20 protein-coding genes and 1 pseudogene are annotated in these 24,307 nt (G+C 65.9%); 14 read left to right on the top strand and 7 right to left on the bottom strand.

Annotated elements, in window-relative coordinates:
• Nucleotides 1-88: 88 nt before the first annotated feature.
• Nucleotides 89-419 (top strand): annotated as a pseudogene (locus PMES_RS06835) (transposase domain-containing protein); the annotation flags it as partial.
• Nucleotides 420-745: 326 nt separating this feature from the next.
• Here PMES_RS06835 and PMES_RS06830 read toward each other — a convergent pair.
• Complete coding sequence (locus PMES_RS06830) at nucleotides 746-1,666, bottom strand: isoaspartyl peptidase/L-asparaginase family protein (protein WP_159964762.1); 921 nt, start codon at nucleotides 1,664-1,666, stop codon at nucleotides 746-748.
• A gap of 190 nt (nucleotides 1,667-1,856) precedes the next feature.
• On the opposite strand from PMES_RS06830, the gene PMES_RS06825 reads away from it, so the two are divergent.
• The 5 genes from PMES_RS06825 to rimO all read left to right on the top strand — a co-directional run bounded on the left by PMES_RS06825 (nucleotide 1,857) and on the right by rimO (nucleotide 10,435).
• Entirely contained in the window at nucleotides 1,857-2,717 is an 861-nt protein-coding gene (locus PMES_RS06825; protein WP_159964760.1) for a cyanophycinase, read from the top strand.
• A gap of 52 nt (nucleotides 2,718-2,769) precedes the next feature.
• Nucleotides 2,770-5,346 carry a cyanophycin synthetase gene (gene cphA / locus PMES_RS06820; protein ID WP_236549722.1) on the top strand — a complete coding sequence of 859 codons (2,577 nt, stop codon included), beginning with the start codon at nucleotides 2,770-2,772 and terminating at the stop codon, nucleotides 5,344-5,346.
• 58 nt (nucleotides 5,347-5,404) lie between these two features.
• Nucleotides 5,405-6,703: an ATP-grasp domain-containing protein gene (locus tag PMES_RS06815; protein ID WP_159964757.1), complete on the top strand. Its 1,299-nt coding sequence runs from the start codon at nucleotides 5,405-5,407 to the stop codon at nucleotides 6,701-6,703.
• Between the two features lie 62 nt (nucleotides 6,704-6,765).
• On the top strand, nucleotides 6,766-8,781 hold the full coding sequence (locus PMES_RS06810; protein WP_159964755.1) for a CocE/NonD family hydrolase: 2,016 nt from the start codon (nucleotides 6,766-6,768) through the stop codon (nucleotides 8,779-8,781).
• Nucleotides 8,782-9,058: 277 nt separating this feature from the next.
• Nucleotides 9,059-10,435, top strand: a complete 1,377-nt coding sequence (gene rimO, locus PMES_RS06805) for a 30S ribosomal protein S12 methylthiotransferase RimO (RefSeq protein ID WP_159964754.1) — start codon at nucleotides 9,059-9,061, stop codon at nucleotides 10,433-10,435.
• Nucleotides 10,436-10,456: 21 nt separating this feature from the next.
• On the opposite strand, the gene PMES_RS06800 is transcribed toward rimO, so the two are convergent.
• The 3 genes from PMES_RS06800 to PMES_RS06790 all read right to left on the bottom strand — a co-directional run bounded on the left by PMES_RS06800 (nucleotide 10,457) and on the right by PMES_RS06790 (nucleotide 12,324).
• Nucleotides 10,457-10,990 (bottom strand): hypothetical protein, encoded by a 534-nt coding sequence (locus tag PMES_RS06800; RefSeq protein WP_159964753.1) that lies wholly within the window; start codon nucleotides 10,988-10,990, stop codon nucleotides 10,457-10,459.
• A 196-nt stretch (nucleotides 10,991-11,186) separates the two neighbouring features.
• Entirely contained in the window at nucleotides 11,187-11,555 is a 369-nt protein-coding gene (locus PMES_RS06795) for a YigZ family protein (RefSeq protein ID WP_236549721.1), read from the bottom strand.
• A gap of 10 nt (nucleotides 11,556-11,565) precedes the next feature.
• Nucleotides 11,566-12,324 carry a M48 family metallopeptidase gene (locus PMES_RS06790; protein ID WP_438943226.1) on the bottom strand — a complete coding sequence of 253 codons (759 nt, stop codon included), beginning with the start codon at nucleotides 12,322-12,324 and terminating at the stop codon, nucleotides 11,566-11,568.
• Nucleotides 12,325-12,479: 155 nt separating this feature from the next.
• On the opposite strand from PMES_RS06790, the gene PMES_RS06785 reads away from it, so the two are divergent.
• The 3 genes from PMES_RS06785 to PMES_RS06775 all read left to right on the top strand — a co-directional run bounded on the left by PMES_RS06785 (nucleotide 12,480) and on the right by PMES_RS06775 (nucleotide 14,328).
• Nucleotides 12,480-12,716, top strand: coding sequence for a DUF8831 family protein (locus PMES_RS06785; protein WP_159964751.1), 237 nt, complete (start codon nucleotides 12,480-12,482; stop codon nucleotides 12,714-12,716).
• Between the two features lie 305 nt (nucleotides 12,717-13,021).
• The gene (locus PMES_RS06780) at nucleotides 13,022-13,600 is read left to right on the top strand and encodes a nitroreductase family protein (RefSeq protein ID WP_159964750.1); all 579 of its coding nucleotides are present in this window, start codon (nucleotides 13,022-13,024) and stop codon (nucleotides 13,598-13,600) included.
• A complete protein-coding gene (locus tag PMES_RS06775; protein ID WP_159964749.1) occupies nucleotides 13,597-14,328 on the top strand; it encodes an EI24 domain-containing protein in 732 nt (243 codons plus the stop codon). The genes PMES_RS06780 and PMES_RS06775 overlap by 4 nt, the downstream gene beginning before the upstream one ends.
• Here PMES_RS06775 and PMES_RS06770 read toward each other — a convergent pair.
• Nucleotides 14,255-14,554, bottom strand: a complete 300-nt coding sequence (locus PMES_RS06770; protein WP_159964748.1) for a DUF1467 family protein — start codon at nucleotides 14,552-14,554, stop codon at nucleotides 14,255-14,257. The two genes, PMES_RS06775 and PMES_RS06770, sit on opposite strands and share 74 nt — an antisense overlap.
• A gap of 18 nt (nucleotides 14,555-14,572) precedes the next feature.
• Nucleotides 14,573-14,977 carry a methylmalonyl-CoA epimerase gene (mce, locus tag PMES_RS06765; protein WP_159964747.1) on the bottom strand — a complete coding sequence of 135 codons (405 nt, stop codon included), beginning with the start codon at nucleotides 14,975-14,977 and terminating at the stop codon, nucleotides 14,573-14,575.
• 266 nt (nucleotides 14,978-15,243) lie between these two features.
• Here mce and PMES_RS16845 point away from each other — a divergent pair, with 266 nt between their 5' ends.
• The 3 genes from PMES_RS16845 to PMES_RS06755 all read left to right on the top strand — a co-directional run bounded on the left by PMES_RS16845 (nucleotide 15,244) and on the right by PMES_RS06755 (nucleotide 16,672).
• Nucleotides 15,244-15,375, top strand: a complete 132-nt coding sequence (locus PMES_RS16845; protein WP_268892413.1) for a hypothetical protein — start codon at nucleotides 15,244-15,246, stop codon at nucleotides 15,373-15,375.
• Nucleotides 15,376-15,451: 76 nt separating this feature from the next.
• Nucleotides 15,452-15,928, top strand: coding sequence for a hemerythrin domain-containing protein (locus PMES_RS06760; protein ID WP_159964746.1), 477 nt, complete (start codon nucleotides 15,452-15,454; stop codon nucleotides 15,926-15,928).
• Between the two features lie 111 nt (nucleotides 15,929-16,039).
• Nucleotides 16,040-16,672 (top strand): MT-A70 family methyltransferase, encoded by a 633-nt coding sequence (locus tag PMES_RS06755; RefSeq protein WP_159964809.1) that lies wholly within the window; start codon nucleotides 16,040-16,042, stop codon nucleotides 16,670-16,672.
• A gap of 707 nt (nucleotides 16,673-17,379) precedes the next feature.
• Here PMES_RS06755 and aspS read toward each other — a convergent pair.
• The gene (gene aspS / locus PMES_RS06750; protein ID WP_159964745.1) at nucleotides 17,380-19,155 is read right to left on the bottom strand and encodes an aspartate--tRNA ligase; all 1,776 of its coding nucleotides are present in this window, start codon (nucleotides 19,153-19,155) and stop codon (nucleotides 17,380-17,382) included.
• A gap of 266 nt (nucleotides 19,156-19,421) precedes the next feature.
• Here aspS and PMES_RS06745 point away from each other — a divergent pair, with 266 nt between their 5' ends.
• Both PMES_RS06745 and carB read left to right on the top strand, forming a co-directional pair.
• Entirely contained in the window at nucleotides 19,422-20,786 is a 1,365-nt protein-coding gene (locus PMES_RS06745) for a glycosyltransferase 87 family protein (RefSeq protein WP_159964744.1), read from the top strand.
• 103 nt (nucleotides 20,787-20,889) lie between these two features.
• Nucleotides 20,890-24,234, top strand: coding sequence for a carbamoyl-phosphate synthase large subunit (gene carB / locus PMES_RS06740; RefSeq protein ID WP_159964743.1), 3,345 nt, complete (start codon nucleotides 20,890-20,892; stop codon nucleotides 24,232-24,234).
• Nucleotides 24,235-24,307 lie beyond the last annotated feature (73 nt).

Here is a 24,307-nt window from a genome sequence, read left to right as displayed (position 1 = left end):
CGGAACGGAATGCTGTCGCCCCTCGAGTTCGAGCGGCAGCAGAAACTGAGGCACGAGGGCGTCTAAGAAACACGGGGCTATTCACAGTATCTCCGGAAAATCGCCTCTGGCGGGAGCCATCCACTATGCTCTGACGCGCATGGTACGGCTACGGCCCTACCTCGATCACGGCATTCTGGAACTGGACATCAACACCGCAGAACGCGCCATGCGATCCGTCGCAGTCGGGCCCAAAACCTACCTGTTCGTCGGAACACAGACCGGCGGAAAGGCCGCTGGCCATCGCCTACTCCCTCATCGAAACCGCCAAACTGAATGGCGTCGTTCCGCAGGCATGGCGTGCCGACACACTCGCCCGCATCCCAGACTACAAGAGCAACCGCGTCGATGAGCTGCTACCTTGGAAAACTGCATCGTAGGGACGGTCAGGCCGGACGCTTACAAGACATCGGCTCCCTACCCAGAACTATGGACAAGACCGGCCCATAGCTGCCGCTCGTCCGGCTTCCGGGGGCCGCCCCGCAGCTTCGACGGTGCGGAGATTGGGTATCATGCAAAGCTCCCCTGCGCTGCGTCGGTGTTCGGGGTAGCCCGGTGGATGGTGAACCGAAAATTGTCATCTCGAGCGCCTTGCGGCGCCTCAACATGGAAATCGTCCCGTTGACCTGCCCCTGTCGGTCCTCGCTCTTAAGAAATTCCGCAGGTCGGATGGCTGCGATATGAATGGAGTACTCTGGTCAATGTTTCAATAGATGAGTATCGACCGTTCGAGTCCATCGCCGGTCCATCCGCGATACATGCCCTCGCAGTTGAAGGGTGCCGCGACTCGGCCCTCCGCGTTGACTGCGACGAGACCGCCGGAGCCATTCAACCTTGCGAGCTCCACTTTGACGACATGATCGGCGGCTTCGGAAAGCGTCTCTCCCGCCAGCCGCATCCGGGCGTCGATCTCGTGCGCGACGCTAAGGCGGATGAAGGCCTCGCCGTCTCCTGTAGCCGAGATGGCGCAGGTGCGGTCGTCGGCGAAGGTCCCGGCGCCGATCAGCGGGCTGTCACCGACCCGGCCGGGGCGCTTGGCGGTCATCCCGCCCGTCGAGGTCGCCGCGGCCAGCCCACCCGAAAGGTCCCGCGCTACGGCGCCTACCGTGCCATGGCGTCGTGCAGGATCGTCATCGAGCGTGCCGGCCGCCTCCATCCGCAGCGTTTCCTGAAGCGTATCGTAACGCTCCTGCGTGAAGAAATACTCTGCCGGCGCGTCCTCGAGCCCGGCCTCACGGCCCAGACGCAGCGCGCCTTCACCAATCATCAGCACGTGGTCGGTTCGCTCCATGACGCAGCGCGCCAGCCGCACCGGATTGCGGGGGCCGAAAATCCCCGCCACGCAGCCTGCGCGGCGGTCGCTTCCGTTCATCACGGCGGCGTCCATTTCGTGGCACCCCTCGCGCGTGAAGACAGCGCCGCGGCCGGCGTTGAACAGCGGTTCGTCCTCCAAGGCGCAGACCGCCGCGGTGACCGCATCAAGAGCAGACCCGCCCGTTGAGAGGACATCCTCACCGGCATTGAGGGCCCGGTCGAGAGCCGCCCGCACGTCTGCTTCGCGCGCGCACGTGAGACGGTCGCGCGGGATGACACCGGCTCCACCGTGGATTGCAAGAGTGTAACCCATGAACGCCTCCAGCGATCCCTGACCAGTCCAATCCGGCAAAAACGGAGGGCGAAAGCCTGCCTGAGCGCCACATCTAGTCGCAATAGCACACTATACCGTCAATACCCTGCTGCAACAGTGGGCATTTCATTCTTTGGTGATACAGTCGACGGCAATGTAGAGACAGCGCAAACGAACGATAGGCCTACGGATGAACATGCAACTACAGGTGCCCAGACCCGGTCCTCTCGTCGCGATCGGTGGTGCAGAGGACCGGTCGCAGGAAGCGGCCATCCTGAGCCGTGTCATGAATTTCTCGGGCGGCGAAGCCCCGGTTGTGGCCGTCATCACCACGGCAAGCTCGATCCCGCAGGAGGTTTTTGACAGCTACAAAGACGTGTTCTCCATGCTTGGCGCCGCGGAGGTGCTTGACCTGCGCATACGCGACCGGATTGATGCGGCCGCGCCGGAATTCGTCGCGATGATAAAGCGGGCCGACGTCATCTTCATCTCTGGCGGGGATCAGATGCGGCTGACCAGCATTCTAGGCGGCTCACCCGTGCTGCACGCCCTGCGCAGACGTCACCAAGAAGGCGCGGTCATCGCGGGCACCAGCGCCGGCGCGGCCTGCCAATCCACTACCATGGTCTATGGCGGCGCGGCGACCGACAGCCTGCGCAAAGGCGCGGTGAAGATGGCGGCCGGTTTCGGTCTGGTCGACGGGGTGATCATCGACACGCATTTCCTCGAGCGGGGCCGCTTTTCGCGACTGATGGAAGTGGGCGCGACAAACCCCGAATTCCTTGGCGTCGGCATCGGTGAAGATGCCGCCGTTCTTTTCGACAAAAATACCATCCTTGCCTTTGGCCCCGGTCACGTCATCCTTGTAGACAGTTCGGACGTTACAAGTTCGAATGTTTTTGAGCTTGACGATGGAGAGGCTGTCTCGGTCCTCAACGTCAGGATGCATGCGTTGGTCGACGGGTATGGATACAGCCTGAGCGACCGGCGTGTCCTTGGGCCTGAAGAGCTCAAGGCGACCAGCCTGGAGCCAAGGATTGCTTATACTTGAACACCGTGCCCTGCGTGGGCCAAACTATTACAGCCGATATCAGGCCATCTACATGCGGCTCGATATCGGCGACCTCGAACAGCGGCCCAGCGATAAGGTGTCTGACCTGGCCGAGAGATTGCAGACGCTCATCCCCGACATCTACGAACATCGCTGCTCGGTCGGCGAGCCCGGGGGATTTCTTCAAAGGGTGCGCAACGGAACCTATGCCGGACACGTGGTCGAGCATCTCGCCATCGAACTGCAGAACCAGGTCGGCTTTTTGGTGGGCTACGGCAAGACCGTCGACAGCTATGAAAAGGGCATCTACAACGTCGTCTATCGTTACCGGGACGAGGCGACGGGGCTTGCCGCGGGCGAGGCTGCGGTCGAGATCGTCCGAAAGCTTTACGATAGCGAGGACATCGACCTCGGGCCATACATCGATCATCTGAAAGAGGTGCGCGACGCCCATGCGCTCGGCCCGTCGACTGGCGCGATCGTGGACGCGGCCAAGGCGCGGAACATCCCGTACTACAATCTGACCAGAGGGACGAGCTACACCCAGCTCGGCCATGGTGTGAAGCAGCGCCGGTTCCAAGCGACGGTCACGGATGCCTCGGGCATCATCGGCCACTCCATCGCCGACGACAAGGACTGGACCAAGCAGATCCTGGGTGAGGCCGGCGTGCAGGTGCCGCAGGGCCAGACCTGCTATTCCTTCGAAGAGGCGCAGGAGGCGGCCGCATGGATCGGCTGGCCGGTGGTCACCAAGCCGCTTTCCGGCAATCACGGCCGCGGTGTGACCACCGATATCCGCTCGGAGGAGGATCTGCGTTCGGGCTATGACGCGGCGGTCCAGCGACTGCGCGAGGGCTCGGACGGCGTCATCGTCGAAAGCTACATCAAGGGCGAGGATCATCGGATCCTGGTGATCGGCGGCAAGCTGGTCGCCGCCGCCCGCCGCCGCCCGGCGCATGTCACCGGAGACGGCACAAGCACCGTCCAGGCGCTGATCGAGCGCGAGAACGCGGATCCCCGCCGCGGTGTGGGTCATGAGAATCTGCTCACCCGGATCGAAGTTGACGAACAGACCCACCGCATGCTCGATCAGGCCGGACTGGCGCTGGACACCGTGCTGCCCGAGGGAGAGGTGGCATTTCTCAAGTCCACCGCCAACATCTCCACCGGCGGCACCGCGACGGACCTGACCGACGAAGTGCATCCCGCAGTGAAGTTCTCGATGGAGCGGATCGGGCGCCTTGTCGGGCTCGACGTCATCGGCATTGACCTGTTGGCCGAGACCCTGGCGAAACCGCTCGAAGAGCAATCGGCGGGTGTGGTCGAGGTCAATGCCGGCCCTGGCTTCCGTATGCACATGGCGCCTACGCATGGCACCCCGCGCCCGGTGGGCGAACACGTGGTCGACATGCTGTTCCCCGATTCCACCGATAACGGGCGCATCCCGATCACGGCGATCACCGGCACCAACGGCAAGACCACGACGACACGGCTGATCTCGCACATCCTGCGGCAGGCGGGCCATTCGGTTGGTATGGGCTGCACTGGAACTGTGGAGATCGACAACCACGTCATCCTGCGCGGCGACTATTCCGGACCCGCCGCCGCACATGCGGTCCTGCGCGAACCGACGGTCGAACACGCGGTGCTCGAATGCGCCCGTGGCGGCATCATGCGGCGGGGCCTCGGCTTTGACGAATGCGACGTGGGCGTGCTGCTGAATATCGCCTCCGACCACCTGGGCGAACGCGACATCCACACGCTTGAGGAACTTGCGCGCTGCAAGACTGTCATCGTCGACGCGGTCAAACGCGAGGGCGGCTACTGCGTGCTGAACGCCGACGACCCTCTGGTGATGGACCAAGGCACCTACTGGGCGCGCGGCGAGATCATCTATTTCACGATGGACCCGGAGAACGCGGCGCTCAAGCAGCATCTGAGCGAACTCGGCATGGTCCTGACGGTGCAGCATGGCAAGATCGTCATGCTCCGCGGCAAGGTCACGGTCGAGATCTGCGAGGTCAACGACGTCCCGATCGCCTTCGAAGGCCATGCACGCTTCAACGTGCAGAACGCCATGGCAGCAGCTGCGGCCGCCATCGCCCACGGGATCGAGGTCGGCGACGTGCGTGCGGGTCTCATGACGTTCCACCCGACGCCCGCGCAGATGCCCGGCCGTACCAATTACTTCGAGGCCGACGGCGTGAAGTGCCTGATCGACTACGGCCACAACGTGCCGGCGCTGGAGGCGCTGGAGCCGCTGGTGCGCGAGCTTGGCAACCAGCGCCGGATCGGTGTCGCCTCCGCCCCGGGCAACCGGCGCGACGAGGATCTGGCCGCGTTGGGCGCACAACTCGCCCGGATGTGCGACACTCTCTACGTGTGCGAAACAGATGCCCGTGGCCGGGAGGCCGGCGAAACGGCAAAGCTGATCCACGAGGGAGCGGAAGGTGCCGGGACGTCCTGCGAGGTCAAGACCGTTCCGGAGGAACACGAGGCAGTGGCCGAGGCGATAGACGAGGCCAAGACGGGCGACTTCCTGTTGCTGCTGGTTGACGACATCGAGGGAACGACCGAACGCCTAAAGGGCCGGAGTTTCCAGCGCCAGGCCGAGCTCGCCCAGCCCTGAACCATGGAATCCGCCGACACCGGCAAGCGCCGGTGCATCGGCGCGGAAGGAACCAGCAATGACCAGAAACGTCTTCGTCGTCGGTCTGAACGACTACAATGCCGAACGCCTCAAGACCTTGCGCATGGTGGAGGATGTTGTCTTCCACCAGCTTCTGACCCCCGCGCAGGTCTACGAGACCCAGGAGTTCGACATCCCTTCGATGCTGGCCGAGGCCGAAGCGACGTTGGACGCCTTCGACGGCTCGATCGATGCGATCGTGGGTTACATGGACTTCCCGGTCTCGACCATGCTGCCGCTGCTCAGCAGGAAATACGGCACGCCCAACACCTCGTTGGAAAGCCTCCTGAAATGCGAGCACAAGTTCTGGTCGCGCAAGGTGATGGCCGAGGTGATCCCGGACCACGTGCCCGCATTCACCGCCTTCGATCCGTTCGACGACGACGCGCTTTCGAAGATCGGGGAGTCGAACCTGCGGTTTCCGTTCTTCGTCAAGCCGATCAAATCCTCGGGTTCGCGGCTGGGCTTTCGCATCGACAGCCCCGAGGACTTCGATTTCGCGGTCCAAAAGCTGCGGGCCGAAATCGGCCAGATCTCGGAGCCCTTCAACGTCGTGCTCGACAGGGCCGACCTGCCAGACGACATCCGCGCCATCGAAGGGCATTACTGCATGGCCGAAAGGGTCATCGGCGGGCGGCAGTGCACCGTCGAAGGGTATGTTCACGACGGCGAGGTTACCTTGTACGGCACCGTGGATTCGATCCGCTATCCACAGGTGCTGAGCTTCTTCTACTACCTCTATCCATCGACGCTGCCGCGCCAGGTGCAGGACCAGATGTGGAAAATCTCGCGCAAGGTGATGAAGCACATCGGTTATGACAATGCCGGTTTCAACATCGAATATTTCTGGGACGAAGTGGACGACAAGATCTGGCTGCTCGAGATCAACACCCGCATCGCCCAATCCCACTGCGACCTGTTTGAAATGGTCGACGGAGTGAGCCATCAGCAGGTGACGGTCGATCTGGGGCTTGGCCGCAAGCCGGACATGCCGCAGCGCCAAGGCACGCAGAACGTCGCGGCGGAGTTCTTCTACCGTGTGTTCTTCGGTGATGCGACCGCTGCGCGTGTCCCGTCGCGGGCCGAGATCGAGGTGGCCGCCGAGCAGGTGGAGGGCACACGCATCGTGTCGAACCTGAGCAAGGGCATGAAGCTGTCGGAGTTACCGGAACAGGATGCCTATAGTTTCGCCGTGGCCTCGGTCTGGATGGGAGCCGGCACGACATCGAAGCTCTTGTGGAACTACGAGCAGGTGATGAAACGGTTGAACTACGAGTTCACCGACATCGAGGACTAGCCGCGCTGGCTCCCGCCAACGCGGCGCGGTAGTGAAATGCCGACCGGACCGGAGACAGTTACATGAAGATCGACACCGACCTGCCACGTCGCGTGGTTGAACGCGAACATGTCGAGATCCCGATGCCCGACGGCACATTGCTGGCCGCGCGCATCTGGATGCCCGAGGGGGCCGAGACCGCGCCGGTGCCCGCGATCCTCGAATACATTCCCTATCGCAAGAACGACAAGACGCTGGAACGCGACGCTGCCCGCGCGCCCTGGCTTGCTGCCCGCGACTACGCCTATGTCCGCGTCGACCTGCGAGGCACCGGCGAATCCGAAGGCCTGATGGAGGACGAATACACCGAGATCGAACTGGCCGACGGCTGCGACGTGATCGCTTGGCTCGCAGAGCAGCCCTGGTGCGACGGCGGCGTCGGGATCGTTGGTATTTCCTGGGGCGGATTCAACGGCCTCCAGATCGCGGCGCTCCGACCACCTGCGCTGAAGGCGGTAGTGACGATCTGCTCGACCGACGACCGCTATGCCGACGACATCCATTACATGGGCGGTGTGCCGCTCTGCGACCAACTCTCCTGGGCGTCGGTTATGTTCGGGATCAACACGCTGCCCCCGGACCCCGAGCACGTCGGCGAGAAATGGCGCGAGATGTGGCACCAGAGGCTCGACGACTCCGGTCTCTGGCTGGAAACCTGGTTGTCCCACCAGACCCGCGACGACTTCTGGCGTCACGGCTCGGTCTGCGAGAACTGGGACGACATCCAGGTTCCGGTCTATGCGGTCTCCGGCTGGGCCGACGGCTACTGCCGCTCGGTATTCCGGCTGCTCGAGAATTTGAAAAGCCCCGCCAAGGGCATCGTCGGACCGTGGGCACACCGCTATCCGCACCTTGGCGCGCCGGGTCCGGCGATCGACTGGCTGTCGGAAGAGACCCGCTGGTGGGATCACTGGCTCAAGGGGCGCGAGACCGGCATCATGGCCGAGCCCCCCCTCCGCCTGTTCCTGCAGGATGCAGCCGAGCCGCGCAGCCATTACGATTCGCGCGACGGTGTCTGGATCGGCGAGCCGGCCTGGCCCTCGCCGAATGTCGAGCCGGTCGCGTTTGGCCTGGGATCGGATCAATCCCTCATCCGCGGCCCCGGTCGGTCCGGCCCGGACCTCTCGATCTGCTCGCCGCTTTGGGTCGGCGTGCATGGCGGCAAGTGGTGCTCCTATGCCCATCCGGGCGACCAGCCGAGCGACCAGCGGCGCGACGATGCCGGCAGCCTGCCCTTCGAGACCGCCCCCCTGGAGGCCGACCTCCACATCGTCGGCGACGCCCGCCTGCGCCTGCACTGCCGCGTCGATCAACCGGTCGCGCAGATCGCCGCCCGTTTGGTCGATGTCTCGCCCGGCGGCGCGTCCACCCGCATCAGCTACGGCCTTCTCAATCTCTGCCACCGCGACGGACATGCCGCGCCCGCCGATCTGGTCCCGGGCGAGATCTATATCATGGAGATCTCGTTCAAACACATCGCCCAGACCCTGCGCGCCGGCCATCGCCTGCGCCTGTCGCTGTCCACGAGCTATTTTCCGATCGCCTGGCCCGCACCGGACCCCGTGACACTGACCATCTTGCCCGGCGCCTCGGAGCTTGTCTTGCCGCTGCGCGCGGATCCGGTCCTGCCTTTGCCGGATTTTCCCCCGCCCCGTGCCGGCACGCCGCTGGACGTCTCGTTCCGCCAGCCCCCCCGCTCGGAATGGCGCCTGAGTGAGGATCTCGACACAGGCCGCGTGACCGTGGAGACCCGCGACCACGAGGGGGCCGCAATAATCGAGCCGCACCGGTTCTTCCATTCCGCCGAAGGAAACGAGCGCTATTCGGTGCTGCCATCCGATCCGCGATCCGCGGAGGGAGAGGCAACCTGGATGCACGAGATGGCTCGTGATGACTGGCGCGTCCGAACCGAGACATGGACACGTCTGACATGTGATGGCGAATCCTACCACATCAGCGCAAAGCTGCGCGCCTGGTGCAACGACGAGCTTGAGCGGGAGCATGATTTCACCGCGTCGATACCGAGACGGTTTTCCTGACGCCTGGCCTTCTACACGATCTGATTTTCGTGGCCACTGGGATGTCGGCTTTTCCTCGCGCGGAATTGGTTGGTTGGATCAAGTCGTCACCCAAGTGCTCTTGCAGCCGAGCCAGTGCACGTTCTTCCTAGAGCACCTACCGGTCCCGGGCGGGCTCTCCAGAACGGCTCCAGGCTAAAAGAGGGGCAAGCGACAATTAGCGGCCGGGCACGGGGCGCTGCCCCCTGCGTTCAAGTTGCACATTCCCCCCATGCATCCTTTCGCCTATAGCACCGCCATGAGCCAGAACCCGCCCGACCTCCGCCCCGATCTTGCCCGCGCCCGCGTCACCGAGACCGCGCGCAGCGGTCAGCCCACCATCGGCATGGTCAGCCTCGGCTGTCCCAAGGCCCTCGTGGACAGCGAGCGCATCCTGACGCGGCTGCGCGCAGAGGGCTACGGCATCTCGGCCGATTATGCCGGGGCGGATGCGGTGATCGTGAATACCTGCGGCTTTCTCGACAGTGCCAAGGCCGAAAGCCTCGATGCGATCGGCGAGGCCCTGAGCGAGAACGGCAAGGTCATCGTCACCGGCTGCCTTGGGGCCGAGCCCGACTATATTCGCGAGCATCATCCGCGCATCCTCGCCGTCACCGGGCCGCATCAATACGAACAGGTGCTCGACGCGGTGCATGGTGCCGTGCCGCCCAGCCCCGATCCCTTCGTCGATTTGCTGCCCGCCAGCGGGGTGTCGCTGACGCCGCGCCATTACAGCTATGTGAAGATCTCCGAGGGCTGCAATCACAAGTGCAAGTTCTGCATCATTCCCGACATGCGCGGCCGGCTGCGCTCGCGCCCCGCCCATGCGGTGATGCGCGAGGCCGAAAAACTGGTGAGCGCGGGGGTGAAGGAGCTGCTCGTCATCAGCCAGGATACCAGCGCCTACGGGCTCGACATCAAATATGCCGAGGAGCGCGGCCACCGGGCGCATGTCACCGATCTCGCGCGTGACCTGGGGAGCCTCGGCGCATGGGTGCGGCTGCATTACATCTATCCCTACCCCCATGTGCGTGACCTGATCCCGATCATGGCCGACCCCTCGAACGGGCTGCTGCCCTATCTCGACATTCCCTTCCAGCACTCGCATCCCGACGTGCTGCGCCGCATGGCCCGTCCCGCCGCCGGCTCGAAGACGCTCGAGGAGATCGCGGCCTGGCGCGCCGTCTGTCCCGACATCACGCTGCGCTCGACCTTCATCGTCGGCTATCCCGGCGAGACCGAGGAAGAGTTCACCCACCTGCTGGACTGGCTCGACGAGGCCCGGCTCGACCGGGTGGGCTGCTTCAAATACGAGAATGTCGCCGGCGCACGCTCCAATGCCCTGCCCGATCACGTCCCCGAGGCGATCAAGCAGGAGCGCTGGGAGCGGTTCATGGAAAAGGCGCAGGCCATTTCAGAGGAAAAGCTCGCCGCCAAGCTCGGGCAGGTGATGCAGGTTCTGGTCGACGAGATCGACGAGGATGGCGTGGCCACCTGCCGCACCGCCGCCGACGCGCCCGAGATCGACGGCAACCTCTTCATCGACGAGGGCACGCAAGGGCTGAAGGTCGGCGATATGGTCACCGTCAAGGTCGACGAGGCCGGCGAATACGATCTCTGGGGCTGCCGGGTCTGACCAAGAGCCTGCGGCGCGCGCTCAGCGGGCCGGCATCCTGTCGGGTGTCTCGCTCACGATCAGGTCACGCAGCAGAAGGGCCATGGCCCCCAGCAGGACAATCACGCCAAGCCCGCCCGGCAGCAAGTAGGCCAGCGCGGCGAGCCCCCCATAGCCGAGGTTGAAGCGGAGCCAGGCGAGGTTGCGCGCCTGTGTTCCGGCACGGACCAGGATCCAGATGGTCGCAGTGGCCAGCCCTGAGCAGAAAAACAAAAGGCTCGGGCCGAAGCGGAACGAGAAGATCGCGGCGAGGGCGAAGAACAGCGCGGAGACCGACGACAGGATGTGATCGGTGAAAAGTTGCCGATCGCTCAGGGGCGGACCCGACGCGCCGAAATGCCAGTGATCGTCGAGCGTCAGCTTGATGCGGAACATGAACTGGAAGGCGATCCAGAAGAAGGCCTGAAGCGCAGGCCCCGAAATCCCCGGACCACGCATCCAGTCCGCGATCGCCAGCTCCAGACCGAAGATCACCGCGAGCCCCATCGACAGGTTCGTCCGCTGGTAGAAGTTCATTCCTTCATCTCCGGCCAACTCGACGCTATGACGCGAACCCGGCCGGCCGGATTACCATTCCGGCGCTGACCGACGGCGCGGCGCGGGCATCAAGCGCGCGCCGCTTTCTCGTGCGCGCGCGTGCGGCCCTCGATACCCGCACTGCTCGCTGGCGCGCGGCGGGATTCGCCCGGTCAGGATACCACGAACGGGCCGGTCAGTCGCCTGCGCCGCGCTGTGCCAGGTAATGGCGCACACAGTCCTGCACGTGGCGAAAGCGGTCGCCGCCGAGATGGGTGCCACCGAACCAGCGGGTGACGATGACCATGTGATCGTGGAGCCCTTCGCGCTCGAGCATCCTGAGGATCACCATCCCGGCGCCGGCCTCGCTGTCATCGGCCTTGACCGGATCGCCGGAACTGGGCAGCAGGGCCCAGCTGTTATGCGTGGCCTTCGCGAATTTCTTGCGCCGCAGAAGCTCGGCGCGCAGGGCCTCGGCGCCGGCCCGGTCACGAGCCGGGCCGCCGGAGACGGCATATTTCGACCCCCGGTCGTTCAGAACGCCCGTCAGGACCCTGAGCGCCACGCCCCTCCCCTCAGAGGCCGGCGGCGGTGCGGCGCACGGTGGCGATGCGCTCGGCATTGGGCGGATGGGTGCCAAGGAAGCGATTGCCCGGATCGGGGATGCGGGCGAAATATTCGGCCCCGCGCACCGGATCAAACCCGCTCCTGGCCGCGATCACCGTTCCCAGTGCATCGGCCTCGAGCTCGAAATCCTTGGAGAAACGGCGTGAATTGAGGGTCGCGCCGACATTCTGCGCCTCCCGCACCACGGTCGCATCCGCGCCGCCCACCTGTGCCAGGATCCCGGCCAGCACCGCGCCCGTCACAGCCGATCGCTGCCCGCGCGAGATATGGCCGGCGATATGATGCGCCGCCTCGTGCCCGAGGATGAAGGCCAGTTCGTCCTGGTTGCGCACCTGCGCGATGAGCGCGAGGGTGAAGCCGATCACCGGCCGCCCATTGCGGTCGAGCGTCTGGAAGGCGTTGGGCGGGGCGCCGCGCGTATCGTCCACCGCGATGGCGAAGTCGCAATTCGTGCCGCGCGTGCGGGCCCGGCATTCGGCCTCGGCCACCGGCTCCACCCGCGAGACGACGGAGACGAAGTTGCGCGCCGCGAGCTGGGCGTTCACCTGGGCGCGCGGGACCTCGGCGCGGCTCGGCGCCGGTGCGGGCGCCGGACGCGGCGCGGATGTGCCGGTGCCGGGCGCGCCGAGCGGTCCGGGTCCGCTCACCACGACCGGGCCGCAGGCCGTCACGGCGGCCAGTCCCACAATGGCGATCCATCTCATCATCGAAAGCTCCTGCTGCATGTCCCTGTAGCCCACAGCATAGCCCGCGCGGCACGGACCTCCACCCCTCCGGGGTCGCCCCGTCCCCACCGCCCGCCCGCACCTTGCCCCGTGCAGTGACCGCTTGCGGCGCCTTGCCGATCCGCTAGGCTCGGGTCATGTTTACCATCGAACACGAATTCGACGCGACCGTGATCACCCTCGTCGACGACCCCGCCGGGCACCGACAGGAGGATGTGACCGTGAACGCCTTCGCCGAATGCGTCACGCTCGAGCAATACGATCCGCGCACCGACAGCGTCGCCACCGTCACCTTGTCGAGCGCGCAGCTTGCCGATCTCGCCGCCGCGCTTGACCTTCCGGAAGGCAGCTACCGACTGTCGCGCCGGCGCTAGGGAAAATCGCCCTCCCGGCGCCAATGCCTCAACGTGCGAGTCATCCCGCCCGTGGGACCGGAATGCGGCCTGCCCCGGCTTGCGCGGTGATCGGCCACGGCGCCATTTCCGTGCATCGCGCACCGCTTGACCCCGGCACGGAAACTGCGGAAAACCGTGTGCCGCCGGGCGGGGCCGGCCGCCGCCGGGCAAACGCGTCCGAGGCCTCGGCCCGCATGCCCTCCACCCAACCCGATCTCGCCCGAACCCCGCCCTACCGAACCTTGCCCGACCGGACGACGTTCACCTGCCGAAGGAGCTTCGCGATGCCGCGCCCCAGCCCAGAGACCCTCGCCTTCCTGTCAAGCCGCCGCTCGCGGCCGGCCAAGACGCTCGGCCCGCCGATTCCCGCGCGCGAGGCGCTCTTGCCGCTTTTGCAGATCGCGCTGCGCAGCCCCGATCACGGCAAGCTCGAGCCATGGCGCCTCATCGTGCTCGAACGGGCCGCGCTGCAGCGTCTCGGCCGGCTCGCGGCCGTGCGGGGCGACGCGCTGGGCCGCGAACCGGCGGATATCGAAAAGCAGGGCAGCCATTTTTCAAACGCGCATCTCGCCGTGGCGGTCATCGCCTGCCCCGTCCCTTCCGAGAAGATCCCGCGGATCGAGCAAACCCTTTCGGCGGGCGCCGTCTGCATGCAACTGCTCAATGCCGCGCTCGCCGCCGGCTGGGGCGCGAACTGGCTCTCGGGCTGGGCCAGCCATGACAGCGGTTTCGCCGCCGAGGGGCTCGGCCTTGACGAGGGCGAATGGATCGCGGGGCTGATCCATATCGGCACCGAAAGCAGCGCACCGCCCGAGCGTCCCCGTCCCGATCCCGAGCGCGCGATCACCTGGATGACGGAATGAGCCTTACACGTGACGTGACCCGCGCCGCGGCGCAGATGGGCGACAGGGCGTTTCGCAGCGTGCTTCTGCGCGGCGTTGGCGCGACGCTGCTGGTCCTTGGTGCCAGCTACGGCGCCATCTTGCTGCTATTGGACCGCGCGATCCCCGAAGAGCTGAACCTGCCATGGATCGGCCCTGTCACCTGGATCGACGATCTGGCCTCCTTCGCCACGGTGCCGGCCTTCCTGCTGGCCTCGGTCTTCCTGATGATCCCGGTGGCTTCCTTCGCGATCTCGTTCCTCCTCGACGACGTGACCGACGCGGTCGAGGCACGGCATTACGCCCACCTGCCCCCGGCGCCGCGGCTTGGCCTGCTGGCAAGCGCCGGTGACGCGCTCGGCTTTCTCGGGGTGCTTCTGCTCGGGAACGCGGCGGCGCTCATCGCCTACCTGCTGCTGCCTCCCGCCGCGCCGCTGATCTTCCTGTCGCTCAACGGCTACCTGCTGGGGCGCGAATATTTCCAGTTGATCGCGGCGCGGCGGCTGGGACGGGAGGGCGCGGCGCGGATGCGAAGGCGTCACGCGGTGCGGATCTGGATCGCCGGCGTGGTGATGGCGCTGCCGCTACTGGTGCCGGTCGCCAACCTGCTGGTGCCCGTCCTCGGCGCCGCGACCTTCACCCATCTTTATCACCGCTTGCCGAAACCCCCGGCTCCATCCGGTCGAACCAGTCCAGATCGCGCGGGCTGATCCAGCCAGAGAGGATCACGCCGGCGAAGAAGACCCACAATACCGCCGAGATCGCGCTGACCCAGAGCAGTTTGCGCTTCATCGCGAATTCGGCGGGCGCCCCGGCGGGCGTGCCGCGCAGCACCTCGCCCATGTCCCCCTGCGTGCGCAGGCGGATCGGCAGGGCGATGAAGAGCACCATGAACCAGATCACGGCGTAAAGAACGATGGCGGAGGTGATGGTCATCGCGGCGGGCTCCTTGGCTCAGGTCTGCTCGAGTTCGACGAGACAGCCGTTGAAATCCTTGGGATGGAGGAAAAGAACGGGTTTGCCATGCGCCCCGATCTTGGGCTCGCCATCGCCGAGCACCCGCGCACCCTCGGCGCGCAGCCGGTCGCGGGCGACGATGATATCCTCCACCTCGTAGCAGATGTGATGGATGCCGCCGGCGGGGTTCTTTTGCAGGAAGCCGGCGATCGGGGAGTCCTCTCCCAAGGGGTAGAGAAGCTCGATCTTGGTGTTGGGCAGGGTGATGAAGATCACCGTCACGCCGTGATCGGGCTCGTCCTGCGGCGCTCCGACCTCGGCGCCGAGCGTGCCGCGATATTGCTGCGCGGCGGCCTCGAGATCGGGCACCGCGATCGCCACATGGTTCAACCGTCCGATCATCGCGCTCAACTCCCCTCTGGCTGCGTGTTGCCCCTGATATGCGGCCCGGGCGGCACTTGTGCAAGCGGCGCAAGGCCGCAGCCCTTCCGCGCCGCCTCTTAGCACAACGTCAACACTTTCTGTCCGATGATGGGGATCGCAGGACGCCTCGCACCAAGGCCGTCACGTGAAAACGCCGAACGCTCCTCGTTTCCGCCATAATGCGCCGCAAGGATGGTGGCCAAACCGGGGAGCGGCCCGCAACAATGCAACCAGGGACCAGTGCCATGATGTTGAAACTTATCGATACCGTTCTGCTCGCGGAGGCGCGCAACGCGGCCCTCGACCGCGCCGTCTTCGGCGCCGGCATCCTGTCGCTCTCCGTCGCGGTCTTCGGAACGCTGACGCTCTACGTCTGAGGCGCGTCCCGCATCGGCGGAACCCCCTCCCCCGCATCCGGGTTGGGCCGGGAACCCGACCGAAAGAGGATGCCCCATGCCTTCCATCTACGACGCGATCAAGAAGGATCACGACGACCACCGTGCCTTGCTTGAAACCATTTCCGGCAGCGAGAGTGGCAGCGAGGCGAGGCGCACGGCATGGGAGAAGTTCTACTACGACGTCAAAAGCCATGCCGCCGCCGAGGAAGAGACCTTCTACTCCAAGCTGATCTCCAAGACATGGGGCCAGGATTCGGCCCGCCATTCGGTGCATGAGCATCAGCAGCTCGACGACCTGATGGAAGAGCTCAACGAGATGGACATGGGCGCGCCGCAGTGGATTGAGAAATTCAAGACCCTGCGCCACGATTACGAGCACCATATCGACGAAGAAGAGGACGAGGTCTTTACCCGCGCGCGCGAGGTGATCGAGGAAAAGGAGATCGAGGGTTACGGCACCCGTTTCCTCGAGCGGAAGAAAGAAGAGCGCAAGCTCGTCGACGAGAAGCGTGAGGACAGCCTCGAGGACTGACCCCTCGCGGGATCGCGCCCGGCTCCTATTTCCCGCCATCTTCGGAGCCGGCCGGGGCCCGGGGCGAACTTCGCGTTGCATACGCGCCGTCAAAGGCGGAACATGCCGGATATGAGCACCGATCCCTCCAGCGACCTGCGGCAATTTCTTGGCGATGACCGTTTCGGATGCGTCATGGCCGACCCGCCATGGCGCTTCACCAACCGCACCGGCAAGGTCGCGCCCGAGCACAGGCGGCTCAACCGGTATCCCACGATGACGCTCGACGACATCTGCGCGCTTCCGGTGGCCGAGCATCTCGCCGATCGGGCGCATTGCTACATCTGGGTGCCCAACGCGCTGTTGCCGGACGGGCTCCGGGTGCTGTCGGCATGGGGGTTCGACTACAAGTCGAACATTATCTGGCACAAGATCCGCAAGGATGGCGGCAGCGACGGGCGCGGCGTCGGCTTCTACTTCCGCAACGTGACCGAGATCCTGCTTTTTGGCACTCGCGGCAGGAACGTGCGCACCGAGGCGCCCGGTCGCCGGCAGGTCAACATGATGCAGACCCGCAAGCGTGAGCACTCGCGCAAGCCCGACGAGCAATATGACCTGATCGAGAGCTGTTCCTGGGGGCCTTACCTGGAGCTTTTCGGCAGGGGCCTTCGCGAGGGCTGGACGGTTTGGGGCAACCAGGCGGATGCCGATTACAAACCCGGCTGGAAGACTTACGGCTACAACTCCGGTGTCGCGGCAGAATGATCCCGCGTTTGCCGGCCGAGTGCCGCCGAATCCGTGCGCCATGGACCATCGGGGCCACGATTTCATAGGCAAGACCGCATCCGCGACCGTCTCGTGGATAAACGCCGCAGCCCTATCGTCCCCGATCCCGGTTTCCAGCGTGCGATGACGCCACGAGCCCTCCCCGATTGCAGCAGCTTTCCCTGAACCGGAGCGATCGGTCCAGATTTCATTGTCGCTTGCCGGTTTGCTCGCGACGCGGCGAGCGGTCTTGGGGCGAGGACGGCCCGGCGCACAAACTCTCGAGCGGATCGCGGCCAGTTTTCCGTTCGATCCCCCCTGCGCCAGCACGAGACGAGATCGAAGCCGGTCGAGAGCAGGATCGCCCGAAAGGAAAGCACGCGGATTTTGCCGCGCCAAGCGCACCGACAGGATGCGCCAAACTGCGCAGGCGGGGCAGCGGGGCGTTCGGAGGGCGGCACAAAGCCGATCCTCACGACGACGAAAGAGGGTATCACCCCTCGCAGAATGGAGAAAGGGCGCCGCATGATGCGACGCCCTGTCATCTCGTATCCCCATCACGGCGCCGCGCGTCACGCGCCGCCGACGATCCTCAGCGCCGCATCACGCGGCGCACGATCTTCCACAGGGCGAAGAACTTCACGAATCTGCGCATGACATCCTCCTGTCCAGAATCGAAGGTCCAACGCCCGGGCGCGGTTTCGGTTTCACGCCTCGCGCGGGATCACGCGCAGGTGCAGCTCGCGCAGCTGCTCGTTCACCGGCTCGGACGGCGCGCCCATCATCAGGTCCTCGGCGCGCTGGTTCATCGGGAACATGATGACTTCGCGGATATTCTCCTCCTCGGCAAGGAGCATCACCATCCGGTCGATCCCGGCGGCGCAGCCACCATGCGGGGGGGCGCCGTATTGGAACGCGTTGACCATGCCGCCGAACCGCTTGCGCACCTCGGCCTCGTCATAGCCGGCAATCTCGAAGGCCTTGAACATGATCTCGGGCCGGTGGTTCCGGATCGCCCCGGAGATCAGCTCGTAACCGTTGCAGGCCAGATCGTACTGGTAGCCGAGCACCTCCAGCGGATCACCGTCCAGCGCTTCCATCCCGCCCTGCGGCATCGAGAAGGGGTTATGGCTGAAATCGATGCGGCCCTCGTCATCCTTCTCGTACATCGGGAAATCGACGATCCAGCAAAAGGCGAAGCGGTCCTTGTCGGTCAGCTCCAGCTCCTCGCCGATCACGGTGCGCGCACGTCCCGCGACGCCCTCGAAATCGCCCGGCTTGCCGCCGAGGAAAAAGGCCGCGTCGCCCATCTCGAGACCGAGCTGCTGACGGATCGCCTCGGTGCGCTCTGGTCCGATATTCTTGGCGAGCGGACCGGCGGCCTCGAGGCCATTCTCGCCCTCACGCCAGAAGATATACCCCATGCCGGGCAGGCCCTGCTCCTGTGCGAACTTGTTCATTCGGTCGCAGAACTTGCGGCTGCCCCCCTTGGGCGCGGGAATGGCGCGGATTTCGGTGCCCTCCTGCTCGAGCAGCTTGGCAAAGATGGCAAAGCCCGAGCCTTCGAAATGCTCCGAGACGACCTGCATCCTAATCGGGTTGCGCAGGTCGGGCTTGTCGGTGCCGTACCACAGCGCCGCATCCTTGTAGGAAATCTGTTCGAAGGTCTGGTCGACCTTGCGGCCCCCGCCGAAGCGCTCGAAGCAGCCGCGCATCACCGGCTCGATCGTGTTGAACACGTCCTGCTGGGTGACGAAGCTCATCTCCATGTCGAGCTGGTAAAAATCGGTGGGCGAGCGGTCGGCGCGCGGATCCTCGTCCCGAAAGCACGGCGCGATCTGGAAATACTTGTCGAAGCCTGAGACCATGATCAGCTGCTTGAACTGCTGCGGGGCCTGCGGCAGGGCATAGAACTTGCCCGGATGCAGGCGCGAGGGCACGAGGAAGTCGCGCGCGCCCTCGGGGCTGGAGGCGGTGATGATCGGGGTCTGGAACTCGTTGAACTTCTGGTCCCACATCCGCTCGCGCAAATCGCGCACCACGTCCGAGCGCAGCACCATGTTGTCATGCAGGCCCTGCCGGCGCAGATCGAGGAAGCGGTAGCGCAGGCGCGTCTCCTCGGGATAGTCCTGCTCGCCGAAGACCGGCAGCGGCAGCTCGCCGGCGCGGCCCAGCACTTCCATATCGCGGATATAGACCTCGATCTCGCCCGTGGGGATCTTGGCATTGACCAGCCCCTCGTCACGGGCCTTCACGCTGCCATCGATGCGGATGCACCATTCGGCGCGCACCTTCTCGACCTCCGAGAAGGCCGGGCTGTCGCTGTCGCACAGGATCTGCGTGATGCCATAATGGTCGCGCAGATCGATGAAGAGCACCCCGCCATGGTCGCGCACGCGGTGCACCCAGCCAGCGAGACGGACGGTATCACCGACATTGCTCTTGTCGAGATCGGCGCAGGTATGGGAGCGGTAGGCGTGCATGGGTCATCCCTCCGGGGGGCGTGCTCGTGTCAAGGATCAGGTCCGCGCCGATACATCGTGCCTTGCCCGATAAGTCAAGCTTTGCCGCCCGCCGCGCGCGCCGGCCGCGATCCGCGCGCCCCCGCCGCCGGCGTGCATTCCGCCCGCCTGCGCGGCCCCCGTGCCCCGCCCGTCCATGCGGCACCGTAGCCACAGACGCCGGTGCACACGCGCCGGCGGCGACATGCGGGGATGCGTGGCGCGCGGCGGCCCCCTAGCCTTGCGCAATGACGAGATGTTCCCGCCCCGAGGCCATCAAGCCGATCACGGCGGCGGCCGACAACCCGATCCGTGGCGCGATCGCGCTGGTATGCCTCGCGGCGCTCGGTGCGGTCATGGGCGACGTCCTCCTGGCGCCCCATGTCTCGAGTGACCTGCTGGCACTGCATCTGGCGGCGGGCTCCCTTGCCGAGGGGCTGCCGATCTATGCCCCGCCGGAGCTGCCCTTCACGATGCGCCCGCCAGAGGGCTGGACGGCGCGGGCCGCGGCGATCGGGCATGATGCCCCGATCTATCCCTATATCTATCCGCCGCTCTGGGCGGCGCTCCTGGCCGCGCTGCCCGACCCGCCGAGCTTCGCGTTCCTGCGGATGAGCGCGAACCTGCTCAATCCGCTGCTGCTCCTTGCGGGCAGCGTGGCGGCATGGCGCGCGATGCGTCCCGGCCCGCCGCTCTGGCTCTTCGTGGCGGCAGGGCAGCTCATCGCCTACGGCACCGTCATCGGCGGCGTCGCCTTGATGCAGAACCAGCCGCAGATCCTCGTGAGCGTGCTCGTCCTCTTCACCCTCGAGCGGATGCGCGCCGGGGCCGAGGCGCGGGCCGGGGCAATCCTCGCGCTCGCCGCCGCGATCAAACTCTATCCCGCGCTCTACGCGGTCCTGTGGCTGGCCAGCGGCAACTGGCGCGCGCTTGGCGGCTTCGCGGCGGCGGGGGGCGGCCTTGCCGCGCTCTCCATCACGCTTGCCGGCTGGCCGCTCCATGCCGATTTCCTCTCGGTGATCTCCTCGATCAGCCGCAGCGCGATCATCATCCCGCTCTCCTTCGGGCTCGACGGCCTCGTGGGCGGGCTTCTCGGCGGCGGCACGGCGGTGGTGGCCGCCGCCGCGCCCGGCGCGGCCGGCCTGCCCGAATGGCTGGTGCTCGAGAAACCGGCCCCCTGGCTATGGGCCACCCGCGCGCTTCTCGTGGCGGCGCTGTGCGGGCTGGCGCTCTGGGCGCATCGCTGCGCGGCGCCGCGGCGCATCCGGTCGGTCTGGCCGGCGGCGATGATCGTCCTGTCGCTCGCGGGGCCGCTCGCCTGGAGCTACCATTTCCTGGCACCGGCCCTTCTGGCACCGGGACTGCTCTGTGCTTCGAGATCGGGATCGGAGCCGGGGCCCGGGCCGGGAGGCGGGATCGGCGCGGCGCGGCTTCTCGCCCTTCTCGCGATCTTCGGGCCCCTGTCCTATGGCGGGCTCGCGCTGTTGCAGATGGCGGGCGCGTCGATGAATGCCGTGGCGCCCATCGGGGCGCTCGCGATGGCGGGGCTGGCCGCCGGCTTCGCCCTGCTGCCCGCGCGGGCGGGAGGAGCCACCGCGAAGGGGCGCGCCTGACCGGCCGCATGCCGGCTTTCGCGCAGGCTCGCGCGATCCCCCCTTGCACCGCCGCCACCAATCCCTATACCTCACGACGTTTTGCGTGGAAGGGACCCCAGCTATGCCGAAAAGAACCGACATCCAGTCGATCATGATCATCGGAGCGGGGCCGATCATCATCGGGCAGGCATGCGAGTTCGACTATTCCGGCGCACAGGCCTGCAAGGCCCTGCGCGAGGAAGGCTACAGGGTCATCCTGGTCAACTCCAACCCGGCCACGATCATGACCGATCCGGGTCTTGCCGATGCGACCTATATCGAGCCGATCACCCCCGACACCGTCGCACGCATCATCGACAAGGAGCGCCCCGACGCGCTGCTGCCGACGATGGGCGGCCAGACCGGGCTCAACACCGCTCTGGCCCTTGCGGATATGGGCGTGCTGGAGAAATACGGTGTCGAGCTGATCGGGGCCAACCGGCGCGCGATCGAGATGGCCGAGGACCGCAAGCTCTTCCGCGAGGCGATGGACCGGATCGGGCTGGAGAATCCCAAGGCGACCATCATCTCCGCGCCCAAGAAGGCGAACGGCGCCTATGATCTTGCCGCCGGGGTGCAGGAAGCGCTCGATGCGCTCGAGCATATCGGCCTGCCGGCGATCATCCGCCCCGCCTTCACGCTGGGCGGCACCGGCGGCGGCGTGGCCTATAACCGCGAAGAATACATGCACTATTGCCGCAGCGGCATGGACGCCTCGCCTGTCGGGCAGATCCTTGTGGACGAGTCGCTGCTGGGCTGGAAGGAATACGAGATGGAAGTCGTGCGCGACCGCGCCGACAACGCCATCATCGTCTGTGCCATCGAGAACGTCGATCCGATGGGCGTGCATACGGGCGATTCGATTACCGTCGCGCCCTCGCTCACGCTGACGGACAAGGAATATCAGCGGATGCGCAGCGCCAGCATCGCCGTGCTGCGCGAGATCGGCGTCGAGACGGGCGGCTCCAACGTGCAATGGGCGGTGAACCCCGTCGACGGGCGCATGGTCGTGATCGAGATGAACCCGCGCGTGTCGCGCTCCTCGGCGCTGGCCTCCAAGGCCACGGGCTTCCCGATCGCCAAGATCGCCGCCAAGCTGGCCGTGGGCTACACGCTCGACGAGCTCGACAACGACATCACCAAGGTGACGCCCGCCAGCTTCGAGCCGACGATCGACTACGTCGTCACCAAGATCCCGCGCTTCGCATTCGAGAAATTCGCAGGCTCCGAGCCGCTCCTCTCCACCGCGATGAAATCCGTGGGCGAGGCGATGGCGATCGGGCGCAGCTTCCACGAATCGATGCAGAAGGCGCTGGCCTCGATGGAGACCGGCCTGACCGGCTTCGACGAGATCGTCATTCCCGGCTCGACTGTCCAGAAACCGGACCATGCCTCCGTCGTGGCCGCCCTGTCGCGCCAGACCCCGGACCGCATCCGGGTCATCGCCGAGGCGATGCGCCACGGGCTGAGCGACGACGATATCGGTGCCGCGACCTCCTATGACCCGTGGTTCCTGGCCCGGATCCGCGAGATCGTGGACAAGGAGGCCGAGATCCGCGCGGGCGGCCTTCCGGTCACCGAAGAGGAACTGCGCGCGCTCAAGATGATGGGCTTCACCGACGCGCGCCTTGCCAGCCTGACCGGGCGGGACGAGGACCAGGTGCGCCGGGCGCGGCACAATCTCGGGGTGAAGGCGGTCTTCAAGCGGATCGACACCTGCGCCGCCGAGTTCGAGGCGCAGACCCCCTACATGTATTCGACCTACGAGCATCCTGTGATGGGCGAGGCCGAGGACGAGGCGCGCCCATCGGATGCCAAGAAGGTGGTGATCCTGGGCGGCGGCCCGAACCGGATCGGCCAGGGGATCGAGTTCGACTATTGCTGCTGTCATGCCTGTTTCGCCCTGACCGATCAGGGCTACGAGACGATCATGATCAACTGCAACCCCGAGACGGTCAGCACCGATTACGACACGTCCGACCGGCTCTATTTCGAGCCGCTCACCTTCGAGCACGTGATGGAGATCCTGCGCGTCGAGCAGGAGAACGGCACGCTGCACGGCGTGATCGTGCAATTCGGCGGCCAGACCCCCCTGAAACTCGCCGATGCGTTGCACGCGGCGGGCATCCCGATCCTCGGCACCTCGCCCGATGCGATCGATCTCGCCGAGGACCGCGAACGGTTCCAGAAGATGCTCGGCGAGCTGGGCCTGAAACAGCCGGTCAACGGGCTTGCGCGCTCGGACGAGGAGGCGATGCGCATCGCCGGCGAGGTGGGCTACCCGCTGGTGATCCGCCCCTCCTACGTTCTGGGCGGCCGGGCGATGGAGATCGTGCGCGACGACGATCACCTCAAGCGCTACATCCGTGACGCGGTGAATGTCTCGGGCAAGAACCCGGTCCTGCTCGACAGTTACCTGGCCGGCGCGGTCGAGGTCGATGTCGACGCGCTGTCGGATGGCAAGGATGTCCATGTCGCCGGCGTCATGCAGCATATCGAGGAGGCCGGCGTCCATTCGGGTGACAGCGCCTGCTCGCTGCCGCCTTACACGCTCGGGCGCGACATGGTCGAGGAGATGGAGCGCCAGACCAAGGCGATGGCACTCAAGCTCGGTGTCGTCGGCCTGATGAACGTGCAATTCGCGATCAAGGACGGCACGATCTACGTGCTCGAGGTGAACCCGCGTGCCAGCCGCACCGTGCCTTTCGTCGCCAAGGCCACCGACAGCGCCATCGCCTCCATTGCCGCGCGCCTGATGGCGGGCGAGCCCCTTTCGAACTTCCCGCTGCGCGCGGCCTATCCCGATGGCACCGGGGTGGATGACACCCTGCCCTTCGCCGACCCGATGACCCTGGCCGATCCCAACATGCCGTGGTTCTCGGTCAAGGAATCGGTGCTGCCCTTCGCCCGCTTCCCGGGCGTCGACACGCTGCTTGGCCCCGAGATGCGCTCGACCGGCGAGGTCATGGGCTGGGACCGCGATTTCCCGCGCGCCTTCCTCAAGGCACAGATGGGCGCGGGCACCAACCTGCCGACCGAGGGCACTGCCTTCCTGTCGATCAAGGATGCCGACAAGACCGCACAGCTCATCGAGACGGCCGCGACACTGCGCGATCTGGGCATGAGCATCGTCGCGACGCGCGGGACGGCCAAATTCCTCGCCGAGAACGGGATCGAGGCACGCATCGTCAACAAGGTCTACGAGGGCGGACGCTCGATCGTCGACATCATGAAGGATGGCGAGATCGCCCTGGTGATGAACACGACCGAAGGGGCGCGCGCGGTCGATGACAGCCGCTCGATGCGTTCGGTGGCGCTCTACGACAAGATCCCCTACTTCACCACGCTCGCTGCCAGCCATGCCGCGGCGCTCGCGATGCGGGTGCGCGGCGAGGGCGAACTGACCGTCAGGGCGCTGCAGGACTGACACCGCGCCGGCCCTGGGAGATGTCCGGGGCCGGGATGCCCTTGCCCACCGGCGCGGCAGCCGCTACCTGACC

The organism is Profundibacterium mesophilum KAUST100406-0324 (assembly GCF_009835145.1).
Classification (GTDB): domain Bacteria; phylum Pseudomonadota; class Alphaproteobacteria; order Rhodobacterales; family Rhodobacteraceae; genus Profundibacterium; species Profundibacterium mesophilum.
Note: the sequence above shows the minus strand (reverse complement) of the source record. Positions and strands in the feature narration are given on the sequence as shown.